12 protein-coding genes are annotated in these 14,613 nt (G+C 42.2%); 6 read left to right on the top strand and 6 right to left on the bottom strand.

Going from position 1 to position 14,613, the window contains the following annotated elements; all coding sequences use genetic code 11:
• From ATH1_RS0110510 to xseB, 5 genes are all read left to right on the top strand, one after another.
• Positions 1-614: TrmH family RNA methyltransferase (locus ATH1_RS0110510; RefSeq protein ID WP_010421257.1), on the top strand; the 614-nt coding region annotated here is incomplete at its 5' end.
• Between the two features lie 311 nt (positions 615-925).
• A complete protein-coding gene (dnaK, locus tag ATH1_RS0110520; RefSeq protein ID WP_010421263.1) occupies positions 926-2,842 on the top strand; it encodes a molecular chaperone DnaK in 1,917 nt (638 codons plus the stop codon).
• 245 nt (positions 2,843-3,087) lie between these two features.
• A complete protein-coding gene (locus ATH1_RS0110525) occupies positions 3,088-3,945 on the top strand; it encodes a toxin-antitoxin system YwqK family antitoxin (RefSeq protein ID WP_139035352.1) in 858 nt (285 codons plus the stop codon).
• A gap of 9 nt (positions 3,946-3,954) precedes the next feature.
• On the top strand, positions 3,955-5,349 hold the full coding sequence (gene xseA / locus ATH1_RS0110530; RefSeq protein ID WP_010421269.1) for an exodeoxyribonuclease VII large subunit: 1,395 nt from the start codon (positions 3,955-3,957) through the stop codon (positions 5,347-5,349).
• Positions 5,350-5,388: 39 nt separating this feature from the next.
• A complete protein-coding gene (gene xseB, locus ATH1_RS0110535; RefSeq protein WP_010421272.1) occupies positions 5,389-5,592 on the top strand; it encodes an exodeoxyribonuclease VII small subunit in 204 nt (67 codons plus the stop codon).
• A gap of 19 nt (positions 5,593-5,611) precedes the next feature.
• Here xseB and ATH1_RS0110540 read toward each other — a convergent pair whose 3' ends face one another.
• Positions 5,612-6,100, bottom strand: a complete 489-nt coding sequence (locus ATH1_RS0110540; RefSeq protein ID WP_010421275.1) for a cytidine deaminase — start codon at positions 6,098-6,100, stop codon at positions 5,612-5,614.
• 767 nt (positions 6,101-6,867) lie between these two features.
• Between ATH1_RS0110540 and ATH1_RS0110545 the strand changes: the two genes are divergently transcribed.
• On the top strand, positions 6,868-7,818 hold the full coding sequence (locus tag ATH1_RS0110545) for a glucosaminidase domain-containing protein (RefSeq protein WP_029164084.1): 951 nt from the start codon (positions 6,868-6,870) through the stop codon (positions 7,816-7,818).
• 164 nt (positions 7,819-7,982) lie between these two features.
• Here ATH1_RS0110545 and fmt read toward each other — a convergent pair whose 3' ends face one another.
• The 5 genes from fmt to ATH1_RS0110570 form a co-directional block, all read right to left on the bottom strand.
• On the bottom strand, positions 7,983-8,939 hold the full coding sequence (fmt, locus tag ATH1_RS0110550; RefSeq protein ID WP_010421279.1) for a methionyl-tRNA formyltransferase: 957 nt from the start codon (positions 8,937-8,939) through the stop codon (positions 7,983-7,985).
• A 21-nt stretch (positions 8,940-8,960) separates the two neighbouring features.
• Positions 8,961-10,223, bottom strand: a complete 1,263-nt coding sequence (locus ATH1_RS0110555; protein WP_010421282.1) for a bifunctional 3,4-dihydroxy-2-butanone-4-phosphate synthase/GTP cyclohydrolase II — start codon at positions 10,221-10,223, stop codon at positions 8,961-8,963.
• Positions 10,224-10,309: 86 nt separating this feature from the next.
• Positions 10,310-11,791: an LptF/LptG family permease gene (locus ATH1_RS0110560; protein WP_010421285.1), complete on the bottom strand. Its 1,482-nt coding sequence runs from the start codon at positions 11,789-11,791 to the stop codon at positions 10,310-10,312.
• A gap of 136 nt (positions 11,792-11,927) precedes the next feature.
• Entirely contained in the window at positions 11,928-12,317 is a 390-nt protein-coding gene (locus ATH1_RS0110565; protein WP_010421288.1) for an START-like domain-containing protein, read from the bottom strand.
• A gap of 490 nt (positions 12,318-12,807) precedes the next feature.
• A complete protein-coding gene (locus ATH1_RS0110570; RefSeq protein WP_010421292.1) occupies positions 12,808-14,586 on the bottom strand; it encodes an ABC transporter ATP-binding protein in 1,779 nt (592 codons plus the stop codon).
• Positions 14,587-14,613 lie beyond the last annotated feature (27 nt).

Raw genomic sequence — 14,613 nt, forward strand, 5'->3', positions numbered from 1 at the left:
GAAACCCGGAACCCGGAACTCAGAACCCAAAACTCAGAACCCGGAACCCGGAACCCAGAACTCAAAACCCAGAACCCAAAACTCAGAACTCAGAACTCATGTACCAGGCCGACAAATTCTTTGCAACCAAACACTATCAGCCTTTTCCTGAAGAAATGGCTCCGATAATCATTGCCTGGCATCTCCAGACTCCCGAAAATGCCGGACATTTGCTTCGGCTGGCTGCCAATGTGGGGTGCCGGTTGGTTTTGTTTGTAAAAAATGAAGAAGAACCTGCCTTCAAAACTGCCAAAATGAAATATGTGGCAGGTCAGGCGTTAAAAAATATTACCTGGCGTTATTGTTTACCCCGTGAAGTGGAGCAACTGGTTCCTGCCGATTATACTTTTACGGCATTGGAAACATCGTCCGAATCTTTTAATTTGTTTTCCGTGAGGTTGCCTGAAAAAATGGCTTTAATGGTTGGGAGTGAGCGTTCCGGGATTCCATCCGGGGTGAGATTTTCTGATCAGCAAAATGTGCATATTCCCATGCACGGGGCAGTGAAATCTATGAATGTTTCTCATGCAGCAAGTGTGTGTTTGTTTGAATGGGTGAGGCAGCGGGGCCTGTAGTTTTCTGACCGTTGAAATGGTTGCCATGCCTGTTTCAGTAGAGACGCACAGCCGTGCGTCTCTACGTTCCGCCCGATGGGCAGAAATGGGAGGATAAAACCGGTTTTTTTCTGCACCAACCTTCAATTTCCCATAATATCGTTTTCTGCCGATTTGTCACCCTGATTCTGACACAGTCCGGGTATTTTTTATCGGCCGGTGTCATTATTGCATTTTTTTGAGGTTAAACCACAATGGCATATCGTTTGAGTGAATAGAAAAGAAAAATATTGAATGTTGAAATTTATTGAGAACGAAAAATACATAACACAATGGGAAAAATAATTGGAATTGACTTAGGAACGACCAATTCATGTGTTGCAGTGATGGAGGGTAACGAAGCTGTTGTTATTCCCAACAGCGAAGGTAAGCGTACCACACCATCAATTGTTGCATTTGTAGAAAATGGCGAGCGCAAGGTGGGTGATCCGGCTAAACGACAGGCCATCACCAATCCTGAAAAAACGATATATTCTATCAAACGTTTCATGGGGGTTACCTACGATGAAATCCCCAATGAAATAAAAAGGGTGGCTTATAAGGTTGTTAAAGGTGAGAATAATACACCGCGTGTGCAGATCGATGACCGCCAGTACTCGCCACAGGAGATATCAGCCATGATTCTTCAGAAGATGAAGAAAACAGCGGAAGATTATCTCGGACAGGAGGTAACAGAGGCGGTTATTACGGTTCCTGCATACTTTAACGACTCTCAGCGTCAGGCTACCAAAGAGGCCGGAGAAATTGCCGGGTTGAAAGTTCGCCGCATCATAAACGAGCCTACCGCCGCATCGCTGGCCTATGGCCTCGACAAGAAAGGTAAGGATATGAAAGTGGCCGTTTATGACCTTGGTGGTGGTACTTTCGATATAAGTATTCTTGAACTGGGTGACGGCGTGTTCGAAGTTAAATCTACCAATGGTGACACTCACCTTGGAGGAGATGATTTCGACGAAATTATAATGAACTGGCTCGCTGATGAGTTTAAAAAAGATGAAGGGGTCGACCTGAAAAAAGACCCGATGGCGCTTCAGCGTCTGAAAGATGCTGCTGAAAAGGCCAAGATTGAACTTTCCAGTTCGGGCAGCACGGAAATCAACCTGCCATATATTATGCCGGTTGACGGTGTGCCCAAACACCTTGTTAAAACACTGACGCGTTCCAAATTTGATCAGCTGACGTACGATCTGGTTCAAAAAACGATCGAACCCTGTAAACTGGCCCTTAAAGATGCCGGATTGAGTGCCTCCGATATTGATGAGGTAATTCTGGTAGGGGGTTCTACTCGTATACCAGCTGTTCAAAAGGTAGTGGAAGATTTCTTTGGCAGAAAGGCTTCCAAAGGTGTGAACCCCGATGAGGTTGTTGCTATTGGTGCAGCCATTCAGGGTGGTGTGCTTACAGGCGAAGTGAAGGATGTATTGCTGCTCGACGTTACCCCGCTTTCTCTTGGTATCGAGACCATGGGCGGCGTAATGACAAAGTTGATCGAAGCCAACACGACCATCCCTACCAAGAAGTCGGAAACTTTTACCACTGCTGCTGATAATCAACCATCGGTCGAAATTCACGTATTGCAGGGTGAACGACCAATGGCTAAAGATAATAAGACCATCGGCCGGTTCCACCTGGATGGAATTCCACCGGCACCGCGGGGAGTTCCGCAAATTGAAGTAACATTCGATATTGATGCCAACGGTATCTTGCATGTTACAGCCAAAGACAAGGCAACAGGAAAAGAGCAAAGTATCCGTATCGAAGCCTCTTCCGGATTATCTGAAGATGAAATCAAGCGCATGAAGGAAGAAGCAGAGGCCAATGCTGAAACAGACAGAAAGGCCAAAGAAAAGATTGATAAACTCAATGCGGCTGATAGTCTTATCTTCCAGACAGAAAAGCAGATGAAAGAGTTTGGGGATAAGATTCCGGCAGAGAAGAAAAAACCGATCGAAGATGCTTTGGCTAAACTGAAAGAAGCACACAAGAATCAGGATATAGACGCTATTGACAAAGCGACTGAAGAACTCAATTCTGTTTTCCAGGCTGCATCGCAGGAAATGTACAATGCCAGTCAGCAGGCCCAGGGTGGCCAGCAGGCCGGAGGTCAGCAGCAACAAGGCGGGCAGTCCGGTAAAAAAGGTGGCGACGATGACGAAGTGACCGATGTCGACTTTGAGGAAGTGAAATAAATATATACTCAGTTTTGAGAACTGTTTTTGTGAAGGGTTGCCCGGCGGGCAGCCCTTTTTTGGTTTGCCACCTTTGTTGTCGTTAAAGAGGGAATCTCAAAAGAATGTTTAAATTTTCAGACCGAAATGAATACTTTTGTACCTGAGAGACTGTTTTAAAAAGTCGCTTTTAGTTGTATATTGCCGGGAGTGGAATGCCATCCTGTTTCCGGCTGTTTTTAAGGAACAGAAAATATAAAATTCCGATGAGACTGAAACTATTGATTTTGTTTTCCTTCATTCTTATAGCTGTTTCTCTTTATGCACAAACAGGGCTTTTCGAAAAACCTGAGAAACCTTCTCAAATAAAGAATGACCGCGATACCATTTATAAGAATCTGCGCGATGAGAAAGGCAGAAGGCAGGGCTACTGGATGAGATACCATCCCAATGGAATTCCGGCATATAAAGCCAGATTTAAGGACGGACAGCCGATAGATACCCTTGTCAGGTATTACAGAAACGGTGAAAAATTTGTCGAAATTGTTTTTGAGGATAGTACTAATACCGCAAAGGCCAGATTCTTTTCGGAAGATGGAAAATTACTGGCTAAGGGTTTTTATATCAATATGAAGAAAGACAGTGTATGGGAGTTTTTCGACGAAGATGGACATCTGAAGGCCAGAGAAAGGTTTGAGAATGATGTAAAACAGGGTGAATCCACCATTTTTTTCAAAGATGGCACCATTGCCGCCGAGGCCTATTACTGGGGTGGTAAAAAGCAGGGTTTGGAAAAGAGGTATTATCCCGATGGATCACCCCGGGTGTTCATCAATTATAAGGATGACAATTTTCATGGTGCTTACACCGTGTATTTCCCCAATGGAAAGGAAGAAATAACCGGGTTTTATAAAGAAGGAAAGCAAGACAGTCTCTGGATTTTTTACGATGCCTTGGGAAGAGAAAAATTTTCATTGAAGTATAGGGACGGAGAACCTTTAAATAAAGCCAAACTTGACAGTTTACAGCGTCAGGAATATAATTTGTATGAACAAAACCGGAAGGAACTTGAAGACCCGGAAGATTATATGAATAATCCTTCGGAACTGATTCGTGGATTCTAACGACCTTGTATGGGACAGCAGGCTATTACATTACTTCAGTTAAACCAAAAGATAAAAGGCATTATCGATGATGCCATGTTGTCTTCTATATGGGTAAAAGCCGAGATTGGAGAACTTCGGGTCAACCGTAACGGTCATTGTTATCTCGACCTTGTGGAGAAAGATGAAGCCGGAGACCATCTTGTAGCCCGCTCAAGAGCAATCATCTGGGCGCAAAACTTCAGAATGCTGAAAGCTTACTTTGAATCCACTACCGGCCAGCCATTAACCACCGGACTTAAGATACTGGTTAAGGTGACGGTTCAGTTCCAGGAAGTTTTCGGGCTTAGTTTGATAATTTCCGATATCGACCCCTCATACACGATGGGTGATTTGGCGCGCAAACGCAGAGAGGTGTTGATGCGCCTTGAAGAAGAGGGGGTCATTGATATGAATAAGGAGCTGGAACTGCCTGCCGTGGTCCAAAAAATTGCTATTATCTCTTCCCCGACAGCTGCCGGATATGGTGATTTTGTTAATCAATTGGAGAATAACCCTTACGGGATAAAGTTTTATTATCACCTTTTTCCGGCTATTATGCAGGGCGAAAAGGCTGAAACTTCTATTGCCGGTGCCTTTGAAAGGGTGTTCGAATATGCAGGATTTTTCGATGCAGTGGTTCTGATTAGAGGAGGTGGTGCTACCATTGATTTGCTGTGCTTTGACAGTTATTGGGTGGCGTATCACATTGCACAGTTCCCGCTTCCGGTAATTACCGGCATAGGCCATGAACGTGACGAGTCGGTGGCCGACCTGGTAGCCAATACCATGTTGAAAACGCCAACGGCTGTCGCGGCTTTTTTAATTGAGCGTGCTGCAACTTTTTTGCAGATGATCGACGAAAAGGCTTTTATGCTGGCCGACATGGTCCGTGATATAATTGAAAAGGAAAAGCAGAGAACGGCAAATTTTGCTAATGCTTACGTGCCGCTGGTTAAAATGGATTTGCAAAAACGAAAAAGCAGGCTTGACCGGATGATGGGTCGATTGCCCGTTTCTGTTTCCCATCGTATGGGGAAGGAAAAATATGTGATACAACGTTTCGGGGAAAGAACAAAAAACGCCACCAGTAGTATTTTTAACGGGAATCGTCAGCTGCTCATACAGTATAAAACCAACCTGAGGGTATTCCCTTCCAGGTTTTTGCACGCTTCGCGCCAAAAGCTTGATTTTCTGGAACAATCGGTGCACTTCAATGACCCGCAGCACCTTTTGAAAAGGGGATATTCTCTCACTTACGTTGACGGGAAACTGGTTAAAGATATTTCTATGATTAATAAAGGAGAGCAGACTACCACCCGCTTTATTGACGGAGAAGTTACCGGTACCGTTGAATCAATTAAAAAATACAAAAACAGAAATTAATGTCTAATACTCTAATGACTTAATAATCTTATATATAGCATGGCAACAAAGAAAAATCCTACTTACAGCGAGGCTGTTGCAGAAATTGAAGAAATACTGCAACGCATGGAGAATGAAGAACTGGATGTGGACGAACTTTCTGAGAAAGTAAAACGCGTTTCGGAACTGGTTCGGTTTTGTCGCAATAAATTGAAAAACACTGAAGAAGAAGTGGAAAAGGTATTAAAGGAAATGGAAGAATAGTGTTTATTGATCCACGCGGTTAAAGATAATCGGATTGAAAGTTGAACGGTAAGAGCCACATGGCTTTCTCAACCCTGATTATTTTTTTGCTTCCGGCCATAATAACACTAAAAGGTTTGTTAAAACGCTTTTCCCATTCAATAAATACTTGCCGGCAACTGCCACAAGGAGGCACCGGAGCTTCAATCATTCTTTTATTTTTCGATGCTGCAACAGCAAGCTTTTTTACAGGAATGTCGGGAAACTGTGAAGAAGCATAGAACAGAGCTACTCGTTCGGCACAAAGTCCCGAAGGATAGGCGGCATTTTCCTGGTTATTACCGGTGAAAATTTCACCGTTTTCCAGCAGAACTGCTGCTCCCACATTGAATTTTGAGTAAGGACTGTAAGCATTGACCGATGCTTCTCCGGCAAGGCGAACCAATTCTTGTTCATCCTTTTCAAGTTCGTCAACGGATTGGTATTCCTTATACAGGAAATTGAAAGATTTTTCCTCTTGTTTCGTCATAGTTGCAATTTACTATTAGTTTCTGCAAAAATCCTAAAAATAGCAGTTTTCATTTTTCCACGCAAAAGCCGCAAAATATTAGCACGCAAAATTTTTCTCTGCGATTCTTATGCCCTTTTAATTTTGCGTTCTCAGCGTGCAATTAAACCAGGCAAAACTCATAGCATCACAAACTAATATTTGGCGTATGTAAGACTTTTTGGTAAAATTCATTATTGAATGAAGAGTGCAGTATAAAAAGCCTTCAAACTGCTGATTTTTACCATTTTTATTTTACCCCTGACCCCTAAAGGGGAACTGCTAAAAATCAGCAGTTTGAAAAAGTCCCCTTTAGGGGATTTAGGGGTCAAAAGGCTTTTTAGACTGCACTCAATGAAGTTTTTGTGTTCTCATTAACAATGGAGTTACCTTCGGATTAAAAATTTTTTGTGTCTCAACGTTGACAAAATAGCTTTTTTGGAGAAGACTCGTTCACAAAATATATGACTGGCCCTGTTTTTGTTAATCAGTTTTTTATATTTGCTGTAGAAATGAACATGGAAAAATTTTGTCATGTCCGTTTCAACTTTGCCCGCTTGTAAAGTCGGGGAACGTTGTATCACATTATGTATCTGTTCAGATGGTGTCATTTACAAGGCTTGCGAAGTCCGAAAATACGGCGGTTACTTATCTAAATGAGTAATTTTCGGACAAGCGTAACACAGTAATGGCACTTTATGAAGAGGTACTACTTAAATCTTATATCTAAAAATCTAACATCTGTATAAATGATGTCAGGAAAAATATATTTATCAATTGCTTTCTCTATCAGTTTTGTCTTTTTGGCTAACGGGCAGGTGTCGTCAGATATTACACCACAGCAATATGTTGAGAAATACCACGAATGGGCGGTGATGAACATGAAAAGGAGTGGAGTTCCTGCCAGTATTACCCTGGCCCAGGGCATGCTCGAATCAAGGAACGGAAACAGCCGGTTGGCTGTGGAAGCCAATAATCATTTCGGGATTAAATGTCACGATTGGACCGGCGAAAAAGTGTATCAACATGATGACCGGCGAAATGAGTGTTTCAGGAAATACAATACAGTATACGATTCTTTTGCGGATCATGCCAGGTTTTTGTCTTCCAGATCAAGATATGCATCGCTTTTTGAACTGGACATTACGGATTACAAAGGTTGGGCGCATGGCTTAAAAGAAGCAGGATATGCTACCGATCCCAATTATGCCAAACGGCTTATCGACATTATTGAACGGTACGAGCTTTATAAATTTGATGAAGAAGGGGCGGACGAAACAACGTGGAGACAACTGCAAAGCAGGAGGAGTAGTTCCGACGGGCACGTCATTAATCCTTACGTTGAGCATGAAGTACGATTCAATAACGGGGTAAGATATATAAATGTAAAACCTGGAGATACGTTTTCATCCATTGCAGAGGAGTTTGATCTCAGAGACTGGGAGCTTCCTAAATATAACGATCTGAATGAATCCGGCAGAAGGGCAACCGATTATAACTATCTCTATATTGAGCCGAAAAGAAATAAAGCCCATCCCGACCACCCTTTTCATGTGGTAAAAGAAGGTCAGACCATGTTTGAAATATCCCAGATATACGGGGTGAAACTTAAAAAACTTTACTGGTACAATAGTATGGATGAAGGCGAAAAACCCCGGCCGGGCGAACGTATTAGTTTGCGAAAAAGAATTGATAAATAGTGCCCGTCTGTAAAGTCGGGAAAAGTTGTATCAATCATGTGTCTGTTCAGAAAGTGTTATTTATAAGGCTTGTAATGCCGCCAAAGACGGAGTTTACTTATCGTAAATGAGTATTTTGGCGGCAAGCGTAACACAGTAAATGGCTCTTTATGGAAAGACACTGGTTAAGAAATAAAGAAAGCGCCATCAGGTATATTATGCCCTTTCAGAAATTCTTCTGTACTCATCCTTCTTTTTCCGGCCAATTGGAGCTCTTTTATTTTTAAATCACCATCACGGGTGCCGGCAAGAATTATTTTTTTTCCGTCACAATATATGTCACCTGGATTTAATCCGGAAGAGCCTGACTTTTCAGTTTTGAAGATTTTCAGCGTTTTGTTTTCTTCTTCTTCATCAGGAGCAGAAAGTTCTGTCCATGCTGCGGGATAAGGACTTAGTCCTCTGATTTTATTGTGAACTGTCTCGCAATCTCTGTACCAGTCAATTTTGCAGTCTTCTTTATAGATTTTTGGAGCCGGTTTACCTTGTTTGTGTGGTTGAGGTTTTGGTGAGATGTTTTGATTTGCAATGGCATTAACCGTTTTAACAACCAGTTTTGCACCTGTTACCATTAGCTTGTCATGAAGGCTTCCGGCATTATCATCGGGAAGGATGGGAACTTCTTCCTGAAAAATGATGTCTCCGGTATCAATTTCATGTTTAAGAAAGAAGGTTGTTACTCCGGTTTTTTCTTCACCATTAATAATGGCCCAGTTGATTGGAGCCGCTCCACGGTACTCAGGAAGGAGAGAGGCATGAAGATTAAAGGTGCCCCGGGAAGGCATATTCCAGACAACTTCGGGTAACATTCTGAATGCCACCACTACCTGAAGATCTGCCTGCAGCGATTCCAGCTGTCTGAGAAAGTCAGTATTTTTCAGTTTTTCCGGTTGCAGGATTTTAAGGCCTTTTTCGGCAGCGTATTTTTTTACCGGAGAGGGGGTGAGTTTTCTGCCTCTTCCGGCTGGTTTATCTGGCGATGTCACAACACCAACTATATTGGCTCCCGCTTCAATAAGGGCTTTTAAACTTTCTACAGCAAATTCCGGGGTACCCATGAAAACGATCTTCAGGTCTTGCATAGCGGTTTTGTTTTGAAGAAATTAGTTTTCTTTCTTAAAATTTGCCGGAGTATCGATGTATTTAAAGAATTTCAGGTTATGCCCCATTCGTTTTTTCTTGGTATGCATATAGAAGGCGTTGTAAGGATTTGGTTTTACTTCGATAGGCACATTTTCAACGATTTTAAGACCGTAACCTTCCAGACCGATGCGTTTAACGGGATTATTGGTCATCAATCGCATTTTTGTAACGCCAAGTTCTCGTAATATTTGGGCGCCCACGCCGTAATCGCGCTCATCGGCTTCGAAACCGAGATCAATATTGGCATCAACGGTGTCACGTCCTTCTTCCTGAAGTTTGTAAGCTTTGATTTTGTTCATCAGACCAATGCCGCGTCCTTCCTGGTTCATATAGACAATTGCTCCTTTTCCTTCTTTTTCAATGGTTTCCATTGCCTTGTGCAGTTGTTCGCCACACTCGCAGCGCAAAGAACCGAAAATATCACCTGTGGCACAGGATGAATGTACTCTGACCAGTATGGGTTCGTCTTTTTCCCAGGTTCCTTTGATAAGAGCCATGTGCTCAAGACCATTCGATTTCTGTTTGAACGGGATAAACTGAAAATCACCGTAGACTGTTGGTAAATGTACCTGTACACCTCTAATGATCAGGCTTTCTTTTTGCAAACGATAGGCAATAAGGTCTTTTATTGAGATGATTTTAAGATTAAATTTCCGGGCAATTTCCACTAATTGTGGCAGACGTGCCATAGAGCCATCGTCGTTCATGATTTCGACAAGAACGCCGGCCGGCTGTTGTCCTGCCAGTCTTGCCAGATCAACAGTGGCTTCGGTATGCCCTGCACGACGTAAAACGCCCTTTTGTTTGGCTTTTAGTGGAAATATGTGCCCCGGCCGTCCTAAATCTTCGGGTTTTGTGGCCGGATCGCTCAGGGCTTTTATGGTCTTGGCCCGGTCGGATGCAGAAATTCCGGTTGTGCAACCGTGCCCCAGTAAATCAACCGATACCGTAAAAGGCGTGGCATGCAGGGAGGTATTTTTGCCTACCATCAGGTCCAGTTCCAACTCATCGCAACGTTCTTCAACCAGGGGAGCACAGATAAGTCCCCGGCCGTATTTGGTCATAAAATTGACTTTCTCGGGAGTAATCAATTCTGCTGAAGTAATAAAATCGCCTTCATTTTCGCGATCTTCATCATCAACAACTATAACAAGTTCTCCTTTGCGAAAGGCTTCAATGGCTTCATCTATTGTATTTAATTGAAAATCGGAGTTACTACCCATGATTTTATATGATTGTCATTTTAAGATTACAAAATTACACAAATAATATTCAGTTACAATGACTGATGTTCTGTAATATTTAGCCGTTATTTTTTCTTTTTTTTGAATTTAGAAAGTAATTTATCTATGAAAATAGTATAGGCATCGGCGTTCATAACAGCCGAATCGGTGGCCGATTTGTAAGTGAGGAATATTCCCAGCGGTAGTAAAATGGCCGATGATAACCACATTCCCTGGAATACGAGCCATACACCTTCTCGAGCCATTTTTGCCCCTATGGTGTCGATAATGTAATATGCCACGAAAAAAATCACGGAGATAACCACCGGCATACCCAGACCGCCTTTCCGGATGATGGCACCCAGTGGGGCACCAATGAAAAAGAAAATAAGGCAGGCAAACGGCAGCGTGAATTTGCGGTGCATCTCCATTTTATGACGCCGGATAACACCGTCCTTTTGTTCTATAAATTTCAGACGCTCATCAATGGTTTGCTTGGTGTTGCGGGCCTGCCGCATAGCCATATCCAAAACCATTTGTTTTTGTGTGTTGGACATGGCATTGAATATACTGTCTGTATTTACAATTTTACTCGAATCTATCTGATAAATAGTTTGTTGATTTTTCGGGACATTGCTGTTTCTTCTTTTGTTGTAATCGATTTTGGAAAAGAAGAAAGATTTTGAACGGTCTCTCAGATTGTCTACAAATTTTGTTTTTTCTCTGTTAAGTGAGTCCAGATCGTGTTGAAGCTGGTCGAGATTTTTCATCCGGTCGCTATGCTTAAACAGGTTTTCATCTGTCTTCGAAAAATCAAATCCTTTTAAAGGAATAATGGCTGTTTGCACTTTGAAATGATCGGTACGGAACATGTGTTCTTCATTGTCTCTGCGCTGACTTTCGATTCCGATTTTTTCGTCGTACCGAATACCGTTATACAGCGTGAGCTGCAGGAACTTTTTGTCTGCGGACATCATCAGCTTTCCGGAGTCTGCAAGGGTTACATTGCTGTTTCGCGCGTAACGGTCGCGATGGTCATAAATCATGACATCGTAAAGCATATTTTTATCCGGGTCTTTTTCTTTCACCTTTATGCTGAAATCATCGACACCCTGATAAAAAACGTTTTCTTTGATATCGAGTTCCAGGCGGGTTTCCTTAATGCCATGCAATATAGATACCAGCTTGAGATTGGCAACAGGCAGCACATTGTTTGAAAATTTGTAAGCTCCGATTGATGTCAGAATCGTTAAGATAATCAGAGGCATCATTATCCGGGGCAGTGAAATTCCGGCCGATTTCAGGGCGGTAAGTTCATAGTTTTCCCCAAGATTCCCGAAAGTCATCAAGCTGGCAAGTAATATGGCTAAAGGAAGGGCCATCGGTATAACCTGAAGTGATGCGTAAAACAGTAATTCTGAAAGAACGTTCCATTCAAGGCCTTTTCCTACCAAATCATCGACATAACGCCACAAAAATTGCATGACAAGGATGAACATGGAGATGAAAAAGGTCATCAGCAACGGCCCCACGTAACTTTTTAATATGAATATATGGATTTTCTTCATTAAAAACAGGTTGTTATTGCCTTACTTAACCTTATGATTAAATCAGTTTCAAAAAGGCATAAAAAAAGCATTCAAAATATGTACCACATTTCGAATGCAAAGTTAGTTAAACGTTGTTGATAAATCTTCAAAAAAATCAGGAAGAACCCAGCCCGTGTTTTAGTACTTCAATTTGCTGATCCCACAATTCAATAGTGTCTTCTTTTTCGTCTGGATCGACATGATCCGTAATGAAAAGGGCTACATCACCAGTCAGTTCGTCAACATTAATCTCGAACTGAAACCAAACATCCTCCATTCCTTCATCGAGCCACTGGTAGCGAACCATTTTGTTTTCTTTGCGTTGGGTTTGTTCGGCTTGTTGTTCACTCCCTTCCCAGATAAATGTGTAAATATTTCCTTTAACATTTACATTATCGGCAAACCACTCTGAAAGGCCACTGGGCGTCGCCAGCCTGTTGAAAAGGATCGCCGGCGAGGTGTTGAGTAGGTACTCAAGCTCAATTTTTTCTGTATTGTCTGCCATTGCAAATTCTATTTTTGTTTTCGGATTACAATATAGTGGATTTATCCATAAAAAAAAATTTCGTTGAAATTGTCTTTTTTAAATCTGAAAACATAGAGCTAAGTAGTTGGAATGAAGTCATTTGAGGGGTATGTATGATAAAAATTAATGTTTTTTTGAAACGAGCATGGCAAGATTTGCCTTAATAGATTATTAGATTTTTAGATATAAGATTTAAGATGAAACGAAACGAGCATGGCTAAGTTTGTCACATAAGAACATGTATAAAACTCAATCATGCGAGTTCCATCAGACCAATAACTTAGACTAATTTTATACGGATGAAAATGACGGGCTTTACCTCAATAAAGACAAATATAAATTCTTGCATGCGAGTTCCATCCGAGCTTAATAATTAAATTTTATACGGATCAATCTTAATGAATTCCTCTTCCAGTATCTCTTCGTGGCAGGTATTACCTGAGTGTTTCTGCTATCTATCGGTACAGGCTCATTGGTTTTTCTCTTCTGTTTTTTCTTCCCATGCTTTGACAAGGTGTGCATATTTCCCTTCCTGTCTTACCAGTTCGTCATGATCTCCGCGTTCTATAATTTCCCCGTTTTCGAGCACAAGAATAAGATCGGAATGTTTGATGGTGCTCAAGCGGTGTGCCACCGCGATAACGGTACGTGCCGAGAAAATATTTTCTATGGCTTTCTGTATGTATTGTTCCGTGAGCGAATCAACAGCGCTGGTTGCTTCGTCGAGAATAATGAGCTCGCTGTTTCCGCTGATGGCTCTGGCAAAAGAGATTAGCTGGGCCTGACCTTTTGAGAGGTTGTCGCCGTTGTCCTGAACCACGTAATCGTATTTACCGGGTAATTGTTCAATGAATCGGTCGGCATAAACAAAATTGGCAGCTTTTTCAACATCTTTGTCGGAAATGCCTTTCCTTCCGAGTGAAATATTGAACCGGATGGTATCGTTAAACATGTATATGTCCTGCTGCATGAGAGACATCATTTCCCGTATGGTCGATAACGGGATATCACGAAGCTCCTGACCGTTTATTTTTATAGAACCACGATAACCCGTGTAAGTTTTGGTCAACAACCGGATGATAGTCGATTTTCCCGAACCCGTGGTGCCTACCAGAGCTATCCTGTCTCCTTTTTTTAAGCGGAACGAGACATTTTTCAGGACATCCTGACCATCGGGTGTATAGCGAAACGAGACGTTGTTGAATTCTATGTCTCTGAGCGGGAAGTGCGCTTTGGCCGGGATGTTTTCGATATGTTCCTCTTCTTCTTCTGTATTCTGTCCGAAAAGATGACTGATATGTTCCAGCGCTGATAGAGCTCTTTGAATGGTGGAGATTTGTTGTGCAAACTGCCGTACCGGTATGAATAAACGGCCCAGGGTAGTTACAAAAACAATTAATACTCCTATGGTGTAACCGTAATCCCATATTTGTATGGCGCCATACCATAAAACAAGTGCCGTGGCTATTGATGTTATGCCATCGACAATTGAATAAAGAGCCGAATCGTAAACATTGGAGCGGTTTTGAGCGTTACAGTATTCCTTATTGTGCCGGTTGTATTTGTCCCATGCTTCATCTTCAGCATTGTAGAGTTGTATGGTTTTCATGCCATTCAACGACTCTTGCAGGTAAGCCATAGACTTAGCCAGTGAAGTTCTTGAATCGTTGTAAGCAGCTCTTATTTTTCTCCTCAGATAGCGCATTACAATGATTATTAACGGTACCACCAAAAGAAGTACCAGCGTGAGCCGCCAGTTCAGATAAAAAAGGTATCCCACCAGCGCTGCGGTTTTAATACTCTCTGAAAGAAGACCTAATATGCCTGCGGAAAAAGATTCGCTAATGGATTCCATGTCACTGGTGAGACGACTCAATGTTACGCCAATGGGATACTTGTCGTAATAGCTCATTGGAAAACGAATTGTTTTGCCAAATAATTCGCGTCGCATATCAACAATGGCCAGGCCGCCTGCTTTTGAAAAGGAATAGCTGTAAATCCCGTCAAATAAAAGATTCAGTAACAATACACCCGCCAGAATGAGGGCATACAACTTTAATCCCGTTACATCACCGGCAACGATGTAATCGTCTATGATGCGTTCCACCAGCCATAAAAAGGCTATTCCTGCTGTTGTAGTAACAGGGATTGACGATAAGCTTATGATGAACCACTTCTTGTGCGGAATGAAGTAGCGTCCGAATCTTTTTATCAGCGTCCAATCGGTATTTGTCAGTAGTTTGGGCATATATATGTTCCGGATATTTCTTAACAA

This window comes from Anaerophaga thermohalophila DSM 12881 (genome assembly GCF_000191885.1).
GTDB lineage: Bacteria > Bacteroidota > Bacteroidia > Bacteroidales > Marinilabiliaceae > Anaerophaga > Anaerophaga thermohalophila.